This is a genomic window from Pararhizobium sp. A13, from assembly GCF_040126305.1.
In the GTDB taxonomy this organism is placed as follows: domain Bacteria; phylum Pseudomonadota; class Alphaproteobacteria; order Rhizobiales; family Rhizobiaceae; genus Pararhizobium.
The window spans coordinates 1,253,883-1,273,922 of record NZ_CP149511.1; the positions used below are offsets into that span (position 1 = coordinate 1,253,883).

Below are 20,040 nucleotides of genomic sequence, written 5' to 3' on the forward strand. Positions count from 1 at the left end.
CTGTTCCTACCGTTCCCGATCATCATGTTCATTTCGCGCCTTCGTGTCGCCGTCGATCCGGCGGTTTTGCACGTCTGCCTCCCGTCCGGATCCACCCGCTGGAGCACCGCGCTCCGGATTGGCAGCCGGCTCGGATCGTTCGGATCTTGCTGCGGTCTGTTCACGGTCGGCTTTCTGCCGTTCGCGTTCGACCGCCTGCAACATGTTCCTGAGCGCCTCGTCGACGTCGGCGACGTCGCGGATCAGCCCGTTGCCGGCAGCCCCGAGCTCGGCTGCCTTCAGCAACTGCGTATCGAGCGCCTGCTTCAACGCCCGGATCGTGTCAGGCGCCCCGGCTTCCGCCCGCTCCAGTGCGTCGCGAGACCGTTCGACATCAACGAGAACCGCGTTTGCCGCTTCGGCCGCCGCGCGGCCGTAGCGTGCAACCGCATCGTTCCATCGTTGTCTTTCATCTTCGCGGTCGCTGCCAGCCGTGCTGCGATCCTGCTGATCGCCGCCGCGATCTCTGTGCTCGACGAGTTCGACGAGTTCTCGCCGCACATTGACATGCTCGCGGGCCGCCGTCGCGATCGCCTCTAAACCGGCGCGCTCCGCCGCCGGCATTGCCCGTTCCGCCTGCAACAGTGCGGTTTCGACCCGCTTCTCGTAAGCCTCGAATTCAGGTCGTGTCATGTGGCGCATATCGTCACCCTCCGAAACAAGTTCGACCAACGTCAGCAAATCTGTTCTGGATTGCGCACCAGAATTGGGTTTCTCACCCTGTCCCGACAGCTGCGGGTCAGCCGCCAGGCTGCGATCGTCAAGCCGGCTCAGCTGAGCGTCAACAAACTCTCGTACGGGCTGAGACAGCTGCGACCGCCCGAATTCGAGCCATTCCTGTTGGGCGGCTCTGGTATAGGTCTGGCTGCGAGCGGTATGGGGAATGCTGCTTGGCAGATCTGCCCGCTTCGCGTCGTAACGACGCTGTGCCGCCTCACTGGTTGCCTCATGGTCGGTGCGACCGATGGTGTTCACCGGCCGCACCTGGTTTTTGGAATAGGCCGCCGGGCTGGCCCGGTCCCGGCGATCGGTCATTTCCATGGCAATGCCGTGCATCCGGGCCTTCTCGGCCATCGTCAGCCGCCATTGCCGAAACGTCGAAATGGTCGTCTCGATCCGGTCGCCGCCATCCGAGCGCATCGCGACGATGGCATGCACATGCACATGCGGACGCTTGCCCCCCGCCTCCTGCGCCTTGGGATCGCTTACAGCGTCGTGCAGCGAAAACACATACCGGTGGCCGGCAAACTGGCTCCCGAGAAAGTCGCGGGCCGCATCCTGGAAGGCCGTCACATCGGTACCCGCCCGTGCCGACAGGATGAGATGCATGACATCGCGCGGCTTGCGGCTATGCAGCTGATGCCGCCATTCCAGCTGGACGAGATCGCCGGCCTGTTTGGCGTCGGAGATCGACCGCCCCTGCTCATCCTGGACATTGCCCGTGTGGGTTTCGACGAGCGACCGCAGACGGCTGGCGCCGTAGTCCGTGCCATTGCCGTAGCCGGTGAATTGGAACTTTGCGCTCGCGTCTTCGGCAAGGCTCGCATCCAGGCGCTGCTGCACGATTGCGCTTGCCTTCGCGTCGGCTGTCAGGCGCTCTCCTCCCGGGCGACGAAGCACAGCCATTCCTTCGATATCGAAGCCACTGCCATCCGAGCGCTCGCTCACCGCAAAGGCAAAGGCACCGTCGCCCAGACCCTGCGTCACGATCTGCCGCGCCCGCGCGAACACGTCATCACCGCCACGGCCGTCCTCTGTGACGGCGACATGAAACAACCCGATGTCCCGGCTCTCGGCCCGGTTGTTCATCAGGTGATCCCACTCGCTGCCCACCGCGGAAAGCTGATCACGCCCCCGGAGCTGCTCGCCGCGTTCGTTCTCGACCACGACATCGCCGTTGCGCGAGACATAGGTGATCATCGCCGCCACTCGCCCGCCGCCACCGAACGACGCCATCTTCACCACGGCCGGCTGACTGCCGGAGGCAAGGCCGGCAAATCGCGCCCGCATCGGCCGATCGGCGCGACGATGCATGCCGGCTCCCAATCCCGGGCGATCCCTTCCTCCCACCCGGAATCCGCCTCCCCGACCTTTCGATCCACCTACCAGCTCCGAAGTGCCGGCAGCCCCTCCCCGGCGCCGGCGCTCGTCCTCATCCGACGATGGCCGCCGCCCCAGCGACAGATCATGGAGAAAGGCTGCCTTACGGCTCTCCCATTCGGCGGTGAACGCTCCCAGGAAAAACTCCATCAGGCTCTCCCCACCCGCATTCGAGTGCCACGCGCGGCGAATGACCGGAGCTCAAGCAGCAGTGCGGCGACGGCACGCTGACCATCAGCGATCACCGCCCTCTCCGCCTCGGGCCGACCGGGTTCTCTCCGGTTTGCCGCCCGCGCCAGCTGGTTGAGGTTGACGCCGACGGCTTGGAGATCGGACAGAAGCAGGCCAAGGATGGCGCGATCCTCCGGCGTGAGGAAGGGACGCACGCCGGCCCCCTCCAGCGTCAGCGACCGCATGAACGCCGAAATCGTCAGTCCCGCGCTTGCGGCAGCATCGTCGATCCTGGCCATTTCTGTGGCGCTGAAGCGGGCGTGAACCACCCTGTCCTTGCGCTCGGTTCGCCCGTCCCGTCCAGAGCCAACGCGAGCGCCGGCGATACCGCTTTCCCTGGGTGTCAACGCGCGCATCGGACCTTCCTCGAAGCCGGCCGCAGGCCCATCGACGGCCCGTCCGTCGATCGTCAGCAAATTTGTATCACAAATTTGCGTATCCTGCCAAAAACAACAGTACCGAATCGGTAACATATGTTCAAGTCGATGCATGACGATCCACGCCCGACCTCCGGCCGTCGACAGCCTTGGCGCGCGCCGCACAGCCGAACCGATCGCCGCAGGCCAGGTGCACGGACCGACGCGACCAGCACCACCTACATCCGCCATAACGATTTGATTTGTATGAATGTAGTGAGTAAACCTACATCCACTCGCTCCATTGCGACAATGTGTTTGTGGCGTGCAATTGGGGAGTGTGGAATATAGTCCACACTGTAGACCGGACCTGTAGTTCAAAAACATCCGCGTCATCGATATGAATATGCTGTATTCACTATTTGCTTGCACGCATCCGGCCGTTCGAGGCATGATGCGGCGATCGTCACCGCGATCGGGAAGCGACCTATGACCAGAACGTATGCGGCAGTGAGCAACAAAGGCGGAGCCGGAAAGACGACGCTTGTGACGTTGCTGGCTGGTGAATATGCGCTGCGTGGTGAGCGCGTCCTGCTTATCGATGCGGACAACCGGCAAAATCTCTCGGGCTGGTGGAAACTATGCGCAGAGAAGAACAACGTTCCCGACCACATCGTGGTCACGGTCGCTTTAACGCAACGGTCGATCGAGCAGGCAATCGATGACCTCGGCCGTGCGTTCAATCTCGTCATCATAGACGCGCCCGGCGTTGACAGCTCGTTGCAGACGACAATTATCCGTTCCGCGGAATTGGTGATCTCGCCCATTCAGCCGGCGATCAAGGAACTTGAGGCTGCGGGCCAGGCTGTCGCTGCGGTCAACGAGATCAATGACCGGTTCGGCTTGAGTATTGCCCATGTCAATGTCCGAACGCGCATTTCGATGCCTGGACGCAACCTCGAAGCCTACCGTTATATAAGGCCATTTGTTGCCGGTCTCGTAGCCGCGGAATATCGAACACGACTTCTCGACACCGAGCTGTTCGAGCGCAACATTTATCGCGAGATCCAGAACGGTCTGGGAACCCTGCAGATGCAGGAGCTGACGGATCCGGTTCGAAAGGCAAGGATTGAGGTTCAGGCACTGGTCGAAGAGATCGAGCGGTACCGGGCATCCAACAGTTCGGAAGGTGCGGCATGAGCAAGGCGGGCCTCGATCTCCAGGATTTCTCCATCGCGTCGCGCAGGACAGAACCGAAGCCGCAAGCGAATTCCGATACGACCGCAGCAGCCAGTGCTCCGACGACGGACGGAACCGTGGGGCCGATGCTGCCGAAGCCCAGCAAGCAACAACGACGCGAGACGGCCGAAGCACGTGCGATAGCGCAAGAGGATGTGCGCTACAGCTTGAAGAACCTGAAGCGCACGAAGCAGCGCAACGTAAAATTCTTCATCAATATTGCCCTGGACTACGACTTGAAGGCGCGCCTGCAGCGGTCAGCGCTGGAAAACGATCTGAAGATGACGGCGGTGGTGAAAGCAGCGCTCGACTATTATCTGACGGAAAATGGCTACTGACGAGGTCGGCAAAGAAGGCGCCGCGACATACCTGCGGCAGAGTGGAGAACTGCCCTCAGTCGGGCGGGTTCTTCTCGGTGAGTGCTTCGAGCGCCGCCTTGAGTTCCGCCTCGATCTGGCGGCGCTCCTCGATTGTCGGGGCGTTGCGGAGTTCGGCGCGCAGCTCTTCGATGTGCTGTTCGATCGTCATCTCTTCGTCTCCTTGACGTTTGTGAAAGATGGCGATCGCGGCTGTGAGGGGAGAAGACGGGTCAAGGTTCGCGTCAGCGACCGGCGGAGCCGGTGCGTGGAGGAGCCGATTTTGTCGGAGCAGAGCGGAGGCAAAATTGGAGGGGCCGCGCGACCTTGAGGCGGCTTTTTCCCTCACAGACAATAACCGGCACTGAACAGACAGGTTTTAGTCTCGTGTGCCACCCGTGAACGTCGCAGACGTTCAAACAGCTGGAGGCAAGACTTGGTGCGCACGTTTCAGATCGCAGAAGAGATCGTCAAAGAACGAAGCGAGGATTTTGCCGATCGCCTGGCGATCGCATACGAGAAGGAACGGCGACCCCTATGCCTTTGCCGAAACCCGGGTGTGCCGATGTATGTTGCTCGGATCGGCGATCAGCTCATCGTCAAGCGCATGCCGCTCAGCGGCCGCGCGCACGATCCTCAATGTGGATCCTATGAGCCTCCATATGAACTGACGGGCCTCGGACCTCTGATCGGAAGTGCGATCCAGATCGATGTTTCGACCGGTGCGGCCGCCTTGAAGCTCGATTTCACCATGACGAAACGGGCATCTCGGTCGCTGTCCGTCACAAGCAGTGCGCAGCGCCCGAAGAACGAGCCACGCAAGCTGTCGCTTCGTGCGCTCCTGCACTACCTCTGGCACGAGGGTGGGTTAACCGAATGGACGTCGCTCTGGATTGGCAAGCGACATTGGTGGCATGTTCGCAGCCACCTTGTCGAGGCGGCTCGCACCATGACGGTGCGGGGAGAACCGCTGGTCGATCGGCTTTTCGTCCCCGAACCGTTCCGGGCAGACGACAGACAAGCAATCGAGCAACGCCGCGCGGTGGCGCTGGCGGAGATTTACCAGATGCCCGGCCCGAAGAGGTTGATGCTGCTGGTTGGCGAGATCAAGGAGTTCGGCGAGGCACGATCCGGCCGCAAGGTCATCATCAAGCATATGCCGGGTTTTCCGCTTTTCCTCGAGGATCGTGCCTGGACGTCGTTGCAAAACCGCTTCAGCGCTCAGTTGGAACTGTGGCAGGCCAACGAGGTTTCCCATTTGCTGGCCATCATGACGATCGGCGCGACGGGATCAGGGCTGACGACAATCAATGAGATCGCTTTGATGACGGTGACGGCCGAGTGGCTGCCGATGGACAACGTCTACGAGGAACGTGTGCTTGATAGGCTGACGAAGATGCGGCGCAAGAGCGTGAAGGGGCTTCGGTTCAATTTGTCGCCTTCGCTTCCGGTGGCGTTTGCCACGCTACCGGAGGCGAAACCTGTGCCCGTTGCGCTCTATCTTGTGCCACCGGACGCCGGCGACGCGTTTGAATCCGCGTTGGGCGAAATGATCAAGGCACGCCCCGACCTTGGTTCCTGGGTCTGGCGGATCAATGACGGAGAAATGCCCCGCCTCCCGCCGGGTTAAGCGTCCAGCGCAATCATCACGAAAATGAATCGGTCGTGACCCATCGATTCATAACTCTCGTTGGACGCCGACTGGTGGATCTACAATTCTCCGGGACATGTTTCACTGTCGGTTTCAGCTCTATTGCCAGCGCGTCGATGCGAGCAAGAATATGGCGCGCTACTACGCCTTGTCGATCCAACCGACCTTGTTCGGAGAGATGGCCGTTGTCCGCGCCTGGGGCCGGATCGGTAAGCGCGGCGGCGAGAAGAGCGAGGTGTTTCCAACGGAGCGGGAGGCCGCTTCGCGTTTTCTGGAACTGGTGCGCAGGAAGCGCCAGAGGGGCTACAGACCCGTGGGAAACTGTGGACACCTTGGGGTTTGAGGGACGATGTCGGCCGAGCGGGCCATGACAAAACCGAATGCGACTGGAAAGTGTCATCTCCTTGTTGATGTAGAAGATGGCGCTGCGGCTGATGATGGAGTGGGCGGGATCAAGGTTCCCGGCAGCTGCCGGCGGAGCCGGCGTGCGGAGGTGCAGATTTTTCTCGGAACGTGGTGAAACGCAGCGGAGGGAACTTCGAGGATCCTCGCGACCTTGAGGACCGATACCTCGTTGCAGACTTGGTGGACCAAGCAGTCTGGTGTGGCACCGCGATGGCCAAGGCCGGGCTCCACGCCCGTCCTTGACCTTCCGTCAATGGCGGTTTCAGGAGACAATAGTCCCTCGCGTTATTGCCTCGCTGGTATAGGCAGAAATCGGTTTGCTGGGCCTGAAGCCGAGGTCGCGCTCGACCGGCAGGCCGAGCAGCCCGCGGATGTTTTCGATTTCCGAGAGCCTGACGCTGCCGAGCTCGGGGAAGCCAACCCCGAGATCGCAAAGGCCGAACAAAATGTCTGGCTCGTCGGGTTCGGCCGATGCAATGAGCCAGGTTGCTGCGCCGTCGGGTGTGAACAGTTTAAACACGGGAACGGGGTCGAAGTCTGGACCCTCCGCGAAGCGGGCGCCATTCTCCAGAAGCCTCGTGCGGATGTTATCGATGATGAGCTGCATGATGGGCTCCATATGATTGAGGACTGGAAAGCCGGCCCCGCTAAGCGGGGCCGGTCGACGTCTCAGGCATCAGGGTCGTTCCAGAGGATGACCTTGCGGCTGTCGTCGCCGCCGGGCGCGGGAGCGACGTTGCCGAAGATCACGCCGATCTCCGGAGCCTCCAGCTTCACCGAGAGGTATTCCTCGCCGGTCCGCTGGGAGTGGCGGTACCAGCCGGCGCCGATTTCAAAGCCGGTGCGGCGGTGGATGATCCTGTAGTCGGGAGCGACGTCGCTCGCCTTGGTGGCGTTCGGGATCAGGGCGATCGGGGCGTTGACCTTGATCGTGGCGAAGATGCCTTCGAGCGAGCCGTCGGTCTTCTGGGTCAGGGTTGCGATCGTGGTGGCCATTGTGCTGTCTCCTTTGGTTGCATCGGGAACCATTCCCGATGGCGCCAGAAGGAGGCGGCCCACGGCCGCGGTCACCGAGCCAAAGCGAGGGCGAACCCCTTTGGGGTTGACCGCATTAGGTCCGCGGGTTGCCTACAAAGGCGACATGGAAAAGGAATGGCTCTTGATGTAACCGAAGAACGGAGAAGCACATCGATCGGCCGCCCGAATGCTGCCCGTCTCAAGCATGCGGCGCGCATGAGGCATGGCACGATTCAATCAGCGCCCTCGCCCGCAGGGCGCTTAGCAACAGGTGGAGCACAGATCCTGCGAGGCTCCACCATCAAATCACCGAATGAGTGGAAATCGGCCACGACTGCTCCGTCCCCCTTGCGAGGCTGTACAGCTCCCGGCAGCTCCGAGCCGCGGCGATCATTGGCGATCCTGCCTCCGCCCACGGAGAGATGGGTAATACCGGGGAGCGAGCGCTGTCGTTGCCATGCCCAGAGATAAGGATGGCGATCACCTCGCCGGGACGAAACTCACGGCTCATCGTCATAGCGCTCACCGCGCGCCAGCCGTCCGACAGCCTCATCAAAGTGGACGGCGTGTTCGTCCGGCATTTCCGAGACACGGTAGGCGCGGCGCGAATCGGCGCCCGCACGCATCCGCTCGTAATGCTCATAGCTCATGAGAACGAAACGGGGGTTATTGTGCCGGGTGAGGACAACCGGTTCGCGGGCGGCGGCATCGGTGACATCGCCAACCTGCTTGTCGAGATCGCGTGTCGTAAACTGTCGCATCGGCATTCCCCTTTCGTTTCTCCATATTGACCATGTTTTCCTTTGCGAGAAAACGGCGCTCAGGCGCGCCCTCTCCTCCGAAGCGCCAGACCTGGATGCCGAGGCGGCGGCTTTTGTCGGTGCGGTCGCCGGTAATGCCGGAGCCTGGGAAGATGATGACGCCGGCGGGCGTGACCGACAGCATATCGTCGTTGCCGCGGAAGGGAGACGCCTTGGCGTGCTTCGTCCAGTTGGGCTAGCAAACCAGGCGTCCGGGATCAGCTACGCGTGACACCAGTCAGCCTTCGGGCTGCTGCCGCGTTTTTGACAGTGAGCGCGATTTTCTTGAGGAAGGCGGGACTGAAACTACCAAGCGGCGTGGCTGACTCGAAATCAAATGCCTTGTCGAGTTCGACCCGGTTGTATTCGTCGAGAACAATCCAGCACGGAAAATCCAGACCGGCGCGACGGCATTCCATTTGGCTGATGGCAAGAGAAAACCGGTCCGTGTCGGGCAACTGAGATGTAATGGGAAACAGGAACACCACGCCCGGTATGGCAGCAGTGCGAACAACTACACAGACTGGTCGGGCTTTACGACCGGATTCTTCGCCCGCTCTGGCTTGGCGCTTCCACAGGTAGAAGAAGCGGAGAACCTGGCCTGGCTCAAGCATTGTCGGCCTCGATAATATCCTCAAGACCGGTCATGAGTTCCTGGTGGATTTCTTCGGGAGCATCCATCAGGCCGTATGCGACGGTGTGGGAATAACCGATGAGCTTGCGGTACTGCTCGGCGGTCACAATGACGAGTTTGTCCTTGCCGCGCTTCGTCAATGTCACAGGTTCGATCAAAGCCGCTTCGAGGATTTCCCCTGAGGCTCTGTTCATATCTGAGAAGGTGAATTGCTTCATTGCCGTGGTCTCCTTGCCGAAATACGTATAATACGTATTCTATGCGATTAACGCAATTGGAATGGCAATTATCGGTTTTTCTTATTGAGGAAACTCTGCTTAATCAGTGAACTGGTGCGCTAATAACCGAACCGGGCGTGCTGCTCGGGAGAGGAGAATGAAGCAAACTATTCGCGGAAGCGGCGGTGGCACAATTAAGGAACACCCTGGAGCGCAGAAAATCCCCGGAAAGATTCATTTCCGGGGATCCGCCGGTTCTCGAATTAGCGGAAACTGACACCTCCGAAGCGCCAGACGGGGATGCCGAGGCGGCGGCTTTTGTCCGCGAGATTGCCGGTAATACCGGAACCCGGGAAGATGATGACGCCGGCGGGCATAACCGACAACATGTCGTCGTTGCGACGGAAGGGAGCAGCCTTTGCGTGCTTCGTCCAGTTGGGCTTGAAGCTGATCTGGGTCACCTTGCGGTTTTCGGCCCAACAGGCGGCAATGCGTTCGGCGCCTTTCGGCGAGCCGCCGTGCAGCAGCACCAGGTCCGGGAATTTGGCGCGGGCGCGATCGAGCGCATCAAAGATGCATTCATGATCGTTGTAGTCCATGCCACCGGAGAAGGCGATCTTGGTACCGGCCGGGATCAATACCTCCGTCTCTGCATGGCGGCGGGCGGAAAGGAAATCCCTGCTATCGATCATCGCCGCCGTCATATTGGCATGGCTGACCTTCGAGCCGGTGCGCGGACGCCAGGTCGAACCGGTCTCAGCCCCGAACAGGTCGGCAGCATAGTCGCGCATGAATTCGAAGGCGTTGCGGCGTTCCAGCAGCGTGATGCCTTCGGCGATGAGACGTTCGAGCTCGACGCTTTTCACCTCGGAACCGTCCTGCTCCTCCTGCCCGCTGTGCTGCGCGTCCTCGTTGCGCTGCAGTTCGCGCTGGATGCGCTCGCCGGCGCGGTGGAAGAGATTGACGCTCGACCAGAGCAGGTCTTCGAGATCGGGTTCCAGCCGCGTGTCGCCGAACATCTCGACGAAGGCGTCGAAGATTGCGGTGATGGCCGACTGGACGACCGGCTCTTCCGGCAGTCCACGTGGGTCTGGCTCGTCCTGGAGGGGGCGGTGGCCGTAGAGCTGCATTTCGTAAATGAAGCGGTCGGTTGGTGACGATGCGTGGTGAGGCTCAAAGCCGTCGTCGAGGGGCGCCAGCAGGTTCATGTCTCGTCTCCTTGGGATTGGGGCCGCGCCTCTCGCGGCCAGACGGCCATCCCCTCCCACGCGCCAGACGGTCCGGAACCGCAAGCGAAGCGAAGCGGCCCAGCGAAGCGCCGGGCGGGGACAAGAAGGTTTCTTGACCCGCGAGGAGCGCCGGCCTGGCGTATCGGCTCGAAACCGGAACCGGTTTGAGGAATAGCCGATACGCAAAAAGAACGCCGGCGCGGGGAAGAAACCTGATTGACCCGCAGAAGGACCTGATGTCGCGTGGTAGGGGTCGCCTCACGGCAGGCCGCGGGCGCGCTCTGTTCTGGAGAAAGACGGACAAGCACCTTGCCCGCACCGAGATGGCGCGCAGTCGCAACTGCCTCCCTCGGCTGGCTACCGTCAAACCGGGAGAAAGGCCATGGCGTCATCCGGGATGAGCTGCTCACGCAGCCGCTCCCTCAGCCGGTCCGGTCCCAGTTGCCGCAGGTCCTCATTGAAGTCACCGAGCTCCGGCTCGATGACCAGCGGCAGGATGCCGGCGGCCTGCGCGCGCCGGCTCAATCCTTCGATGCCGTGGCGACCGGCCGCATCGGCGTCGGCGGCGATGTAGAGGCGCACGGCACCGGGGGGAAATCGGAAGGCGACGAGGTGATTGGCGGTGAGCGCCGCCACCATCGGCATGCCAGGCATCACATGTGTGAGTGACAGCACGGTTTCCAGGCCTTCGCCGCCGGCCAACACCCGCACGGGCCCGCCGACCGGAAAGCGGAAGCGCACTGCGTTGCCGAGAAGGCCGCCCAGCGACCGGCGAGGATCTTCGACCGGCGCCTTTCCGCCGCGCTCCGGATCGAGCCAGGTGCGGTGCACCCCGGTGATCGTGCCGGCTCCGTCGGTAACGGCGGCGATCAGGGCGGGGAATACCGAGGTCCCGCCGGTCACGAGATCCCGATAGTAGCAGGACGGATGGAATCGGAGCGCCGCGTGAGCGGACGCCCGCAGGATGCCGCGCTGGCGCAAATAGGCGTCGGCCAACGTCCCATGCAGCGGCTTGCACATGGCGAACAGCCGGCGTGCTCGGTCGGAATTCGAGCAATTGGCTGACCGGGTGCCAGTCGCCTCATGCTGCAGGGCAGGTTGCGGCTCCGGCTGTGGCAGGCTGAGAAACCGGCGGGTTTCATGGGCGACGTCGCGGAAATCGACGAGGCCGCAAGTCTCGCGGACAAGGTCGAGGAGATCGCCATGCTGGCCGGTCGCCGCATCCGTCCATTTGCCGGTGCGCGGGCCGGTCAGATGAACATAGAGCGAGCGGCCCTTGCTGTTGGCGACATCGCCGACGATCCAGTAATGACCGGCGCGAACGCCGGCCGAAAGATAGTGGCGGCAGACCGCCTCGGCATGCTGTGCGAGACGGCCCGCCAGGTCTGACGCGGACAGCATGATTGGCTCCCTCAATGGCGGCTGGCAACATTGACCAGGCGATCCCGCTCCATCAGGCGCGACAGGATCGTCGGCCTCTCACCCGTCTTGGGCACGAAAACCGGGTTTCCCACGCGATGATCTCGCAGAACAGCCCGATCGCCCTCAACCATTCGCGCTCGCCCTCCGTGAGGCCGGTGAGTTCGGGATGGGCATTGCAACATCCTTTCGGACACGGCGATGCGACCGCCAACAGGGTCGGTCGGCATCGCGATGGAACAGAGGGGGTATCTCTGTGCGGTCAGGCTGCCTGTTCGAGGAGCTTCTTGGCCTTGCCTTCCAACTCGAGACGAGTGTCCTGATGGGTCTTGTCGCGCGCGAGCGCGGTGATCCCCTGCACGAAATCGAAAATGCTCTCTGGAGGACGCCCCTCCTCCGAGAGAACGGTGTCGATGATTTTGCCGGTTTCGCCCTTGGTGAATCCACGGCGCCGCAGGAATGCGTCCCGATCCTCATCGTTGCGGGCGACGATCCGTTCACGGGCAGCCTTGATGCCGGCGACGAATGGAGCAGGCGAGGAGTTGGCGAAACGCGTCAGCGCTGGCGCCGCCTCATGGGCGAAGCGTTGCCCGGCGAACTTCGAATGGCGGATATTGATCTCTTCGAAATTCTCCGTGCCCCACAGGTTGCGGTTGGCGCAAACGGCGCGAAGGTAAAACGACGCTATGCCGAGCGTCTTTGACCCCACCTCGCTGTTCCAGGCATAGAAGCCGCGGAAGTAGAGATCGGGATCGCCGTTCGGCAGGCGACCGGCCTCGATCGGATGCGTGTCGTCCACGAGGAACAGGAACACGTCACGATCGCTGGCGTAGAGCGTTGTCGTGTCCTTGGTGATGTCGACGAAGGGATTGTGGGTCATCGTCGCCCAATCGAGGACGCCCGGGACCTTCCAGATCGTGTCGCCGGTTCCGTTGCCCGCGATCTTCATCACGGCCGAGACCAGCTCGTGATCCCAGATGCGGCCGTAATCCGGCCCGGTCACCGCGCGAAGCTCGACGCGACCGTCGTCGGTTTCCAGTGTCTTCACCAGTTCGGCGCGATGGTTCAGCAATCCATGCTGCAGATTGATGCCGGCAAGCGGTGCCGGCAGCTGACGCATATAGGTTGACGGAGCGCCAATCAGGCTGCAGAGCTGGCCAAAACTCCAGTGGGTCGGTGCGATCGGCCCGGATTGACCGGGAACGATCAGCGTCAGGCGCTGGGCATTGTCGCGGCTGGCTTCAACCCTGACAGCGCTGGTTTCGACCATCCGGGCATGAGCGCGGTCGGCGCGCGATTTGACGGTATCATAGAGTTCGCCAAGCGACAGGTAGCGTTCGTCGTCCGGGCGGGAGAACCATTCGGACGAGACGCGGCCGATGCGCTCGCCGCGCGAGACGTCGACCTTGAAGCCGGTGGAAACCGGGCGGGAATGCTGAACAAGATTATTCATGTTGCAATCTCCTGAAACGGAAAAACCCGGCTGATCCGCTTCAAGCGGGGGCCGGGCTGGTGGAATGGAAAGAAGAGTATGAATTCGGCAGCGAGACGCGGCGCAGCCGCCGCGCCTCGGATCGATTGGGACCGTGTCGAATTACTCTGCCGCGTCGAGGTGGGTTTCCTGAACACCGTCTTGCGCATCGGTGACGGCATCACCGACATCGGCGTCCTCGGTCAGGAAGCCCGGGAGATCGGCTGCTTCGACGTCGGGCTCCGCATCCCCGCTGCCCTGATCGATCGCCGTCGCAGTCTTATCGGACGATGTCTCGTCGCTGTCGAGCCGCAGCGGCTCCGGCAGCCATCCGCTTCCTTCGAGAAGCCGTGCTGCCTCACGGGCCATGTCCGGCCTTTTGAGATGGTCAATCAACTGTGCGGATTGCTCATCCTTCGCCTCGCGAACGGCCTGCAGGATCCTCGCTTTGGTTACCCTTCCGAGGTAGTTGTCGACCGTCGGCGTCCACCCCGCCCCGACCATGCCGAAGCCGATCGAGCGGGCGACTTGATCTGCGTGGGTAATAGCGCGACTGCGCCTGCTCCACGGTTCGATCACTGCGTTCAGCGACAGACTGGCGCAATGGGCAAAGAGCATCTGCCGGCTAACCTCGTCGAGCTGGATCAGGTAATCCCAGAGTGCGCCCGGATCCTTCGGCAGATCCTGCCCCCAGGCTTCCTGTCGCTGATCGATCTCCTTGGCCCAGGGCGTGTCGGCAAGCCCCGGCGTCTGACTGAAGTTCGCGCTCTGCAGCGTGAGTTCCAGGCATGAGTCCAAACCGTAGAGATAGAAGATCTTCAACACGAAGCTGTGGAGCACGGCGACGAACGCCATGACCGGATCGTTGGCAAGTGCATTGCGAAGCGCAACCGTTCGCGCCGCCGTCAGATCGAGGATCAGGCGATCGGGAAGCGGCCGGGTAGTGTCGTCCTCCTCCTCGGATTGATCCGAGGAGACGGCCTTGCCGTTTACGGACATGCCGTCGGTGGACGAAGCAGCACTTGCCACCTGTTCATGGGTGTCGTCTTCATAACTGCCGGCACGACGATCATCAGCTTCGACCGTCGGCTCATCTTCGGGCCGAACAAAACCGCGTTCGATCTTGAGCTCGCCGTTCGCACTGAGCGAGATGAAGACACCGCCGCGTGCGACATCCTGCGGATTGAAGACATACGGCCGGTCGTTCAGGCCATCGAGTTCGGTCCCGAGTTCCTCGAGCCTCTTCTCGGTCTCTTCGGAATGATCCTCGACTTGCGCGTATGCGGCATCGAGCTTGTCATACTCGGCCCTCAGCTCGTCGTAACGGCTGATCTCTTCCGCCGACACCTCAGCCTGTTCGCCGTAGAACCGGCGAAGACCTGACGTATGGCCATAGGGGAAATCGAGGGCTGCCTCGACCCATTTCCAGCCTTCATCAGACTTCAGGGCCTCGGCGTCGGTCTTCAGTTTGTCGAACACCAGTTGCTCCAGCGTTGCCGGATCCTGAAGCCAACCACCCTGATCCTGCTCGAACAGATCGCGCATGACCACGCCGCCGGCCGCCTCGTAGACGTCGACGCCAACATAGACCGCCCGGCGATCGCTGGCGCGGACCGCCGTCTCGGTGAGCAGCCGGCGGATGTAATACGCCTCCTTCACATGCGAGCGCGAGACCGTGTCCCACACCTGTTCCTGCTTGGCGTGGTCATTGGTGATCGAGAAGGCCATGATTTGTTCGAGGCTCATCTCGTCGCTCGCATAGAGGTCGAGGAGACGCGGCGAGACCGAGGCAAGCCGAAGCCGCTGCTTCACCGTCGCCGCGGAGATAAAGAAGCGGGCAGCAATCTCCTCCTCGTCCAGACCTTGTTCACGTAAGGTCTGGAAGGCATGGAACTGATCGAGCGGATGCAGTTGAACCCGATTGACGTTCTCGGCAAGCGAATCCTCAACCTCCAGCGTTTCACTGGTGCTGACGATGCAGGGAACGCCGGCTGTCTTGCCCAGCCGCTTCTGGCTGACGAGCAGTTCGAGGGCACGATACCGGCGCCCTCCTGCCGGAATACGGTAGATGCCTGTCTCCTTGCCGCCACCGTCACGTTCGGGCCTGACGCTCAAGCTCGAAAGCAGGCCGCGGCGAGCGATATCCTCGGCCAGATCCTTGATCGAGACGCCCGCCTTGATCTTGCGGACGTTCTGCTGGCTGAGCACCAGCTTGTTGAAGGGAATATCGCGAGCGGCGCTGAGGGTGATCTTCTGAATGGCCTGTGCCATGTCGTTTCTCCATGACGGGCCGGCCGGAGCCTCTCTCCGAACCTCCAAACCCGTCACAGAATCCCCTTCCCCCCTCTTCCTCTCAGCCGCTCTGCTCCCGCCACATCGAGGGCTCCCCAGGAAGCTCGCGAATGTCGACGCGCCCGGCTCTGTGCAAGGTTTCGACTATTTCGCTCTGTTGACATCCTGGCGATGGGGGGATGCCAATCTGTGATGAAAAATGCACGCTCAGCTGCCGGAAGTACGGCCCTGACTTTGCCCGGCAACGACGGCGCAAGGAAACCGTCGCATCCGCCGAAACACAAAGGCCGCCAAGCGGTTGCTGATCAAGCTTATGAAGAGGCAAGGAACCGCTCCAAGCGCATCGTCGCCGACAAGCTGCGGTCGTATGGAGCAGCGAAACCTCAGGTCATACCGCAGGTCGAGCATCGACTCACAAGGGATTGAACAATCGAGCTGAAAACTCGCATCTACCTTTGCAGGCAGAGTCCGAGGCTCAATCGATTCGGGCGGCGCGCAGCGTCATGTGTCCAGCATTTTCGCAACGGCTGGTCGCACTCCAATTAGGGTTTGGCATCGGCAGCGACCACCTTCCCGCGAGAGATATTTCGTGAACTAGGACCAAAGTCGCTATGCATCTAGGACCAAAGGCTGAAGCGCGCGGATTGAATTCAGGCCAGTATACACGCCATCGCAGTTCGACCTCGGACGGGCGCAACGCAGTCCGGAGGCAAGTCATGGAGAGAAAAGCGGATCCGGTCTGGTACCCCTTCCTGGAGCGCATTCATCCACCCTCGCTCGATCGCGAATTTGCCTCGGTCGAGTTCGAACTGGCTTTTGCCGTCAATATTCGGACGGCCTTGGCGCTTGTTGAAGCCACGCCCGCTTGTCGCCGGTTTGCCGACATCGCCATAAGCAATGCGGCCAGCTACAGCTGTTTACGCCACGGAGGAAAAAAGGGCGAGATTCTCGCCGATGCCTTGCGCGCGATTAACGAGGCACTGTGGCGACTAGCAACGGAATTGCGCAATTGTGAAATGAAGCTGGACACTTTCGTTGATCTCACCGCGCTCTTTACGACCGAGATTACCGATCGCCGACGCAGTCATTTTGATTTTCACAAAGTGCGCCACCAGATATTGGAAGACGATTTGCCTCCCGCCTGGTAACGGCGAAAGTTCGTCTTTCATCGAGTGTGATCTGTGCACCGGAACAATCCGGTACTTTCAATGTTGCGCATATGCCGCTCCTGTCACGGATGCGGCATTTTCAGAACGTAAACCTTTTGGCCCGCTGTTCGCCGAACAGCGGGCCGGGGCAGAAGAGAGCGATCAAACCACGATTTTGACTCAAGGCTCGGTCTCTTTGCGCCAGGCTACGTCTCTGGCGCAATTCACAGCACAGGCACTGTAATCGTATCGGCCTCAACGGCGGTCCCGATGGAAGCAGGGTCATGCTGGCTCCCTATTGGTGGAACCCGGCATACCACTGACGCGGCACGAGGCAAGTGCCTCGATCAGACCCGCCGCCGTGTCTCCGCCATCAGAAATACCGCCAGTACACAGCACAGCAGGCCAAGGGACGATGGCAGCCCCTGATGTCCGATCAGTTGCATCGCCAGTCCTGTCGCGGGCGAGCCCACGATGCCGCCGATGCCCCATACGAACGCGAATGCCGCGTTACCGGCGATCAAGGCTTGACCGGTGAAACGCTCGCCGAGCTGGATCAGCGACATGGTGTAGATCCCGAACGAGACCCCGCCCCAGACGAAAACGAGCGGCCAGATGAGCCACGAGTTGAAGATCGACGGCAACAGCAGGCAGCCGGCCAGCGAAGCCAGTGCACAGCACAACATGGTCCGCGTCGAGCCAAACTGTTCGGCCACGCGCCCGAGCAATATCTGCACCACGGCATTGCCTGCGATGAAACAGGTGATGAGCGAAGCGATGCGCTCCTCGGCGCTGCCGAGCGCGGCGCCATAGACCGTGAACAAGGAAAGCAGGATCTGCTCGAAGGCGGCAGCAGTGAAAACCGCGAACAATAGGAGCGGCGCCAGTGCAAAGAAGCCACCGACCGATGTTGCCTCGCCTTCATGCGGCATCTTCGGCAGGCGCGGCACGACCGCAAGCACGATCAGGCCGCAGAGAAGGAAGGACACGACGCCGATCATGAAGGGCGGCCAACCCTGCGTGCCGACCAGGCCGAGCGACAGCGGGCCGATGGCGAAGCCACCCGAAACAATCGATGAATACAGACCCATGATGCGGCCCCGGCGTGGCGCGGGCGTAATCGAGATCAGCCAGGTTTCGCTGATCACGTAAAGCGGATTGGCGAAGAAGCCGAGCAGGAAGCGCAGCGGCTTCCAGGCCCAGACGTCCTGCGTCCAGGCAATGGCGATCAGGGTAAGCGCCGCCAGGATCGAACACAGGATCGCAAGCCGCGCCCCGCCCACACGCCGCGCCAGCGCCGGAATGAAGGGTGAGGATACAATGAAACCCAGCGGCGTCATCGCCGCCGACAAACCGATCAGGCCGGGCGTCGTCCCCTGTCGCTCCAGGATGAAGCTGAGCAGCGGATAGGTCAGCCCCTGGGCCACGGCGAACACCGTAACGGTCGCGATGATGCCCGCCATCGCGGCCCATGGGATCCGATCCTCTCGCGGTGATGTCGTGCTTTGCAAGAGCCGGCGAACCACAGCGGCACGCGGAAACTGGCGATCCGGTGTCATTGCAGCATTCGCCTTATCGTTGCCAGAAGGGCTTGGCGATCTCTGCCTCGACCTGCCGTCTCGTCAGACCGATATCGTCGATCAAACGGGGATTGTCCTTCGACATTTGCTCAAGTTTCCAGCGAAAATGGGTCCGCTCGTCCCAGGTCGCGATAGTGCTTCGCAGGGCCGCCAGGCTGTAGTGCCGACGCGACACTTCCGCCCGCCCCACGGGCATTTCCGGCTGCGCTGCCTGATGCGGGGCCGACGCAAGGGTATCGTTCATGGCAACCTCCATAGGGTTTGAGGGTCGGAGAACCCTCGACCTGAAAGAGGATGAATTCTGCAAGATACGAGCAGCGTTGTACTTAAGCTCTCCCGAATAGTTCCAAAAACTTCCAAACGGGCTACGTGCGATCTCCTGGTATCGACCCGAAGCTGACCTGACGCGTCGACGCAGTCCGTCTGGCGAGACGCGCGATTAAGCAGGAACGTACGTCAACCTAATCACGTCCTCGCCAACGTGATCGGTGGTAACAAGGCGGAGTGGAGGCCGCGGGCCGGCGAAGAATGGCTTACCGCGACCAAGCACGACGGGGTGGAAGTAGAGTCGATACTCATCAATAAGACCAAGGTCGGTTAGGCTTCGTGCCAGATCTGGTCCGCCAACTTGGATCTCCCCAACAAGCCGAGCCCTCAGGCCACGTATCACCGCCTCGATGTCATCCTCGACAAGTGTGGCGTTGGGACCGACTGACTTTAACGAGCGCGACACGACCCACTTCGGTTGGCGCCGCCACGCCGCCGCGAACTCGCGCTGCTCCGCACTCCACTCAGGACGGTCTTCGTCCCAATAACGCATGATCTCGTACATGCGGCGACCGTACACACTGCCCGTCAGGTCGCGCACTTGCTGTATCCAGTGACGAAAGAGCGCAGGGCCTGTCGGCATTTCCAGGTGGTCGACGTAGCCGTCCAGGGACTGGTTCATTCCAAAGACGAGCTTCGCCATGCTGCAAGATCTCCACCTAAAGGTCTTCAGATTAGCTTGAGCTGCCGTTACGCGGAAGTGAGATTGGGCACAAACGGCACGCCGCTTTGTCGGTGTGACGAATAACCAGAGGTCCGCTTTCGGACCCAAAGTCGATCTTAGCGCGCATCTGGAAGTCGACCAGCCCAACCGGGTTCCGAGGAGAAGATGTCGGGGTCTCCGGTCACTCCTTTTCGCGCATTTGAGACCTTCAAACCGAAGTGAGGAAGCCGCCCTGCCAATGCGGCGCGCAGCTTTCCGCCGCGGCCCGGCTTGGCCCGTCCGTTGCAATTGGCGCTCACGCGACTATTTTGTATGCTTCGCCACCCTCCTATCTGTGGCAGAGAAAAGCGCCCGGGAGCAAGTCATGTGCCGGAATATTAAACCCCTGTTCAATTTTGATCCGCCAGCGACGCACGAGGAGATTCGTGATGCCGCGCTTCAGTTCGTGCGCAAGGTGAGCGGAACAACCAAACCATCGAAACGCAATGAGGCTGCGTTCGAGCGCGCGGTCAACTCGGTCGCGGGATGTGCCCGCGAGCTGCTTGATTCGCTGGAGACTTCCCAACCCCCTCGCGATCGCGAGGAAGTAGCCGCAAAGGCGCGCGCGAGAACGGCGGTCCGGTTCGCGTAATGGAGGCCTGTCACGCACGGGAGATCATAGTCAGGTTTCAAGTTTGGACCTTTGCGGTCCCCACAGTGTGTGACGAGTCTAGCCGGAGCCGACAATAGAGTGATGATATTCTCAAGTGGCCGCTCGTGGCGCGAGAGCGACCATCGGCTTTCGCCGATGCCATTGACCCAAGGGGCAATGCTGCGCCGACGAGCGCGGCAGTCGTCAGGAAATCTCGGCGGTTTAGTGCTGAA

At 61.4% G+C, this 20,040-nt stretch carries 22 protein-coding genes and 1 pseudogene; 7 read left to right on the plus strand and 16 right to left on the minus strand.

Annotated elements, in window-relative coordinates; all coding sequences use genetic code 11:
• Positions 1-6: 6 nt before the first annotated feature.
• Together WI754_RS27560 and mobC are read right to left on the minus strand one after the other, a co-directional pair.
• Entirely contained in the window at positions 7-2,289 is a 2,283-nt protein-coding gene (locus WI754_RS27560; protein ID WP_341487156.1) for a conjugal transfer protein TraA, read from the minus strand.
• A complete protein-coding gene (gene mobC / locus WI754_RS27565) occupies positions 2,289-2,786 on the minus strand; it encodes a plasmid mobilization relaxosome protein MobC (RefSeq protein ID WP_341487157.1) in 498 nt (165 codons plus the stop codon). The genes WI754_RS27560 and mobC overlap by 1 nt, the downstream gene beginning before the upstream one ends.
• A 429-nt stretch (positions 2,787-3,215) precedes the next feature.
• Between mobC and WI754_RS27570 the strand changes: the two genes are divergently transcribed.
• Both WI754_RS27570 and WI754_RS27575 read left to right on the plus strand, forming a co-directional pair.
• The gene (locus WI754_RS27570; RefSeq protein WP_341487158.1) at positions 3,216-3,926 is read left to right on the plus strand and encodes a ParA family protein; all 711 of its coding nucleotides are present in this window, start codon (positions 3,216-3,218) and stop codon (positions 3,924-3,926) included.
• The gene (locus tag WI754_RS27575; protein ID WP_341487159.1) at positions 3,923-4,303 is read left to right on the plus strand and encodes a hypothetical protein; all 381 of its coding nucleotides are present in this window, start codon (positions 3,923-3,925) and stop codon (positions 4,301-4,303) included. The genes WI754_RS27570 and WI754_RS27575 overlap by 4 nt, the downstream gene beginning before the upstream one ends.
• Positions 4,304-4,358: 55 nt before the next feature.
• Here WI754_RS27575 and WI754_RS27580 read toward each other — a convergent pair whose 3' ends face one another.
• Positions 4,359-4,493 carry a hypothetical protein gene (locus WI754_RS27580; protein WP_341487160.1) on the minus strand — a complete coding sequence of 45 codons (135 nt, stop codon included), beginning with the start codon at positions 4,491-4,493 and terminating at the stop codon, positions 4,359-4,361.
• Positions 4,494-4,760: 267 nt separating this feature from the next.
• On the opposite strand from WI754_RS27580, the gene WI754_RS27585 reads away from it, so the two are divergent.
• On the plus strand, positions 4,761-5,951 hold the full coding sequence (locus WI754_RS27585) for a DUF1173 domain-containing protein (protein WP_341488023.1): 1,191 nt from the start codon (positions 4,761-4,763) through the stop codon (positions 5,949-5,951).
• A 97-nt stretch (positions 5,952-6,048) separates the two neighbouring features.
• Positions 6,049-6,315 carry a WGR domain-containing protein gene (locus WI754_RS27590; RefSeq protein ID WP_341487161.1) on the plus strand — a complete coding sequence of 89 codons (267 nt, stop codon included), beginning with the start codon at positions 6,049-6,051 and terminating at the stop codon, positions 6,313-6,315.
• A 324-nt stretch (positions 6,316-6,639) separates the two neighbouring features.
• Here WI754_RS27590 and WI754_RS27595 read toward each other — a convergent pair whose 3' ends face one another.
• The 10 genes from WI754_RS27595 to WI754_RS27640 all read right to left on the minus strand — a co-directional run bounded on the left by WI754_RS27595 (position 6,640) and on the right by WI754_RS27640 (position 15,436).
• A complete protein-coding gene (locus tag WI754_RS27595) occupies positions 6,640-6,984 on the minus strand; it encodes a DUF2958 domain-containing protein (protein WP_341487162.1) in 345 nt (114 codons plus the stop codon).
• 62 nt (positions 6,985-7,046) lie between these two features.
• Complete coding sequence (locus WI754_RS27600; protein ID WP_341487163.1) at positions 7,047-7,373, minus strand: DUF736 family protein; 327 nt, start codon at positions 7,371-7,373, stop codon at positions 7,047-7,049.
• 521 nt (positions 7,374-7,894) lie between these two features.
• The gene (locus WI754_RS27605; RefSeq protein ID WP_341487164.1) at positions 7,895-8,155 is read right to left on the minus strand and encodes a type II toxin-antitoxin system Phd/YefM family antitoxin; all 261 of its coding nucleotides are present in this window, start codon (positions 8,153-8,155) and stop codon (positions 7,895-7,897) included.
• Positions 8,156-8,412: 257 nt separating this feature from the next.
• Positions 8,413-8,808, minus strand: coding sequence for a hypothetical protein (locus tag WI754_RS27610; protein ID WP_341487165.1), 396 nt, complete (start codon positions 8,806-8,808; stop codon positions 8,413-8,415).
• Positions 8,801-9,046 carry a type II toxin-antitoxin system prevent-host-death family antitoxin gene (locus tag WI754_RS27615; RefSeq protein WP_341487166.1) on the minus strand — a complete coding sequence of 82 codons (246 nt, stop codon included), beginning with the start codon at positions 9,044-9,046 and terminating at the stop codon, positions 8,801-8,803. The genes WI754_RS27610 and WI754_RS27615 overlap by 8 nt, the downstream gene beginning before the upstream one ends.
• 263 nt (positions 9,047-9,309) lie before the next feature.
• Positions 9,310-10,254: a DUF2493 domain-containing protein gene (locus WI754_RS27620; protein ID WP_341487167.1), complete on the minus strand. Its 945-nt coding sequence runs from the start codon at positions 10,252-10,254 to the stop codon at positions 9,310-9,312.
• A 384-nt stretch (positions 10,255-10,638) separates the two neighbouring features.
• Positions 10,639-11,676, minus strand: coding sequence for a toprim domain-containing protein (locus tag WI754_RS27625; protein WP_341487168.1), 1,038 nt, complete (start codon positions 11,674-11,676; stop codon positions 10,639-10,641).
• Between the two features lie 11 nt (positions 11,677-11,687).
• Positions 11,688-11,828, minus strand: a complete 141-nt coding sequence (locus WI754_RS27630) for a hypothetical protein (protein ID WP_341487169.1) — start codon at positions 11,826-11,828, stop codon at positions 11,688-11,690.
• Positions 11,829-11,956: 128 nt separating this feature from the next.
• Positions 11,957-13,147 (minus strand): DUF932 domain-containing protein, encoded by a 1,191-nt coding sequence (locus WI754_RS27635; protein ID WP_341487170.1) that lies wholly within the window; start codon positions 13,145-13,147, stop codon positions 11,957-11,959.
• A gap of 141 nt (positions 13,148-13,288) precedes the next feature.
• Positions 13,289-15,436 carry a ParB/RepB/Spo0J family partition protein gene (locus WI754_RS27640; protein ID WP_341487171.1) on the minus strand — a complete coding sequence of 716 codons (2,148 nt, stop codon included), beginning with the start codon at positions 15,434-15,436 and terminating at the stop codon, positions 13,289-13,291.
• A 286-nt stretch (positions 15,437-15,722) separates the two neighbouring features.
• Here WI754_RS27640 and WI754_RS27645 point away from each other — a divergent pair.
• Positions 15,723-15,915, plus strand: a pseudogene (locus WI754_RS27645) (DDE-type integrase/transposase/recombinase); the annotation flags it as partial.
• Positions 15,916-16,173: 258 nt separating this feature from the next.
• Positions 16,174-16,605: a hypothetical protein gene (locus WI754_RS27650; protein WP_341487172.1), complete on the plus strand. Its 432-nt coding sequence runs from the start codon at positions 16,174-16,176 to the stop codon at positions 16,603-16,605.
• Positions 16,606-16,952: 347 nt separating this feature from the next.
• Here the strand turns inward: WI754_RS27650 and WI754_RS27655 are convergent, their stop codons facing one another.
• The 3 genes from WI754_RS27655 to WI754_RS27665 form a co-directional block, all read right to left on the minus strand.
• Complete coding sequence (locus WI754_RS27655) at positions 16,953-18,164, minus strand: MFS transporter (RefSeq protein WP_341487173.1); 1,212 nt, start codon at positions 18,162-18,164, stop codon at positions 16,953-16,955.
• A gap of 13 nt (positions 18,165-18,177) precedes the next feature.
• A complete protein-coding gene (locus tag WI754_RS27660) occupies positions 18,178-18,381 on the minus strand; it encodes a DUF1127 domain-containing protein (RefSeq protein WP_341488024.1) in 204 nt (67 codons plus the stop codon).
• A gap of 243 nt (positions 18,382-18,624) precedes the next feature.
• Positions 18,625-19,155, minus strand: a complete 531-nt coding sequence (locus WI754_RS27665) for a dihydrofolate reductase family protein (protein ID WP_341487174.1) — start codon at positions 19,153-19,155, stop codon at positions 18,625-18,627.
• 385 nt (positions 19,156-19,540) lie between these two features.
• On the opposite strand from WI754_RS27665, the gene WI754_RS27670 reads away from it, so the two are divergent.
• Positions 19,541-19,807, plus strand: a complete 267-nt coding sequence (locus WI754_RS27670; RefSeq protein WP_341488025.1) for a DUF2277 domain-containing protein — start codon at positions 19,541-19,543, stop codon at positions 19,805-19,807.
• The last annotated feature ends 233 nt before the right edge of the window (positions 19,808-20,040 follow it).

What these genes read in the sequence shown, in the direction of transcription:
- WI754_RS27560 (WP_341487156.1), bottom strand. Translation starts at nt 2,289, where the DNA reads ATGGAGTTTTTCCTGGGAGCGTTCACCGCCGAATGGGAGAGCCGTAAG.
- WI754_RS27570 (WP_341487158.1), top strand. Translation starts at nt 3,216, where the DNA reads ATGACCAGAACGTATGCGGCAGTGAGCAACAAAGGCGGAGCCGGAAAG.
- WI754_RS27575 (WP_341487159.1), top strand. Translation starts at nt 3,923, where the DNA reads ATGAGCAAGGCGGGCCTCGATCTCCAGGATTTCTCCATCGCGTCGCGC.
- WI754_RS27580 (WP_341487160.1), bottom strand. Translation starts at nt 4,493, where the DNA reads ATGACGATCGAACAGCACATCGAAGAGCTGCGCGCCGAACTCCGCAAC.
- WI754_RS27590 (WP_341487161.1), top strand. Translation starts at nt 6,049, where the DNA reads ATGTTTCACTGTCGGTTTCAGCTCTATTGCCAGCGCGTCGATGCGAGC.
- WI754_RS27595 (WP_341487162.1), bottom strand. Translation starts at nt 6,984, where the DNA reads ATGCAGCTCATCATCGATAACATCCGCACGAGGCTTCTGGAGAATGGC.
- WI754_RS27600 (WP_341487163.1), bottom strand. Translation starts at nt 7,373, where the DNA reads ATGGCCACCACGATCGCAACCCTGACCCAGAAGACCGACGGCTCGCTC.
- WI754_RS27605 (WP_341487164.1), bottom strand. Translation starts at nt 8,155, where the DNA reads ATGCGACAGTTTACGACACGCGATCTCGACAAGCAGGTTGGCGATGTC.
- WI754_RS27610 (WP_341487165.1), bottom strand. Translation starts at nt 8,808, where the DNA reads ATGCTTGAGCCAGGCCAGGTTCTCCGCTTCTTCTACCTGTGGAAGCGC.
- WI754_RS27615 (WP_341487166.1), bottom strand. Translation starts at nt 9,046, where the DNA reads ATGAAGCAATTCACCTTCTCAGATATGAACAGAGCCTCAGGGGAAATC.
- WI754_RS27620 (WP_341487167.1), bottom strand. Translation starts at nt 10,254, where the DNA reads ATGAACCTGCTGGCGCCCCTCGACGACGGCTTTGAGCCTCACCACGCA.
- WI754_RS27625 (WP_341487168.1), bottom strand. Translation starts at nt 11,676, where the DNA reads ATGCTGTCCGCGTCAGACCTGGCGGGCCGTCTCGCACAGCATGCCGAG.
- WI754_RS27630 (WP_341487169.1), bottom strand. Translation starts at nt 11,828, where the DNA reads ATGGTTGAGGGCGATCGGGCTGTTCTGCGAGATCATCGCGTGGGAAAC.
- WI754_RS27635 (WP_341487170.1), bottom strand. Translation starts at nt 13,147, where the DNA reads ATGAATAATCTTGTTCAGCATTCCCGCCCGGTTTCCACCGGCTTCAAG.
- WI754_RS27640 (WP_341487171.1), bottom strand. Translation starts at nt 15,436, where the DNA reads ATGGCACAGGCCATTCAGAAGATCACCCTCAGCGCCGCTCGCGATATT.
- WI754_RS27650 (WP_341487172.1), top strand. Translation starts at nt 16,174, where the DNA reads ATGGAGAGAAAAGCGGATCCGGTCTGGTACCCCTTCCTGGAGCGCATT.
- WI754_RS27655 (WP_341487173.1), bottom strand. Translation starts at nt 18,164, where the DNA reads ATGACACCGGATCGCCAGTTTCCGCGTGCCGCTGTGGTTCGCCGGCTC.
- WI754_RS27660 (WP_341488024.1), bottom strand. Translation starts at nt 18,381, where the DNA reads ATGCCCGTGGGGCGGGCGGAAGTGTCGCGTCGGCACTACAGCCTGGCG.
- WI754_RS27665 (WP_341487174.1), bottom strand. Translation starts at nt 19,155, where the DNA reads ATGGCGAAGCTCGTCTTTGGAATGAACCAGTCCCTGGACGGCTACGTC.
- WI754_RS27670 (WP_341488025.1), top strand. Translation starts at nt 19,541, where the DNA reads ATGTGCCGGAATATTAAACCCCTGTTCAATTTTGATCCGCCAGCGACG.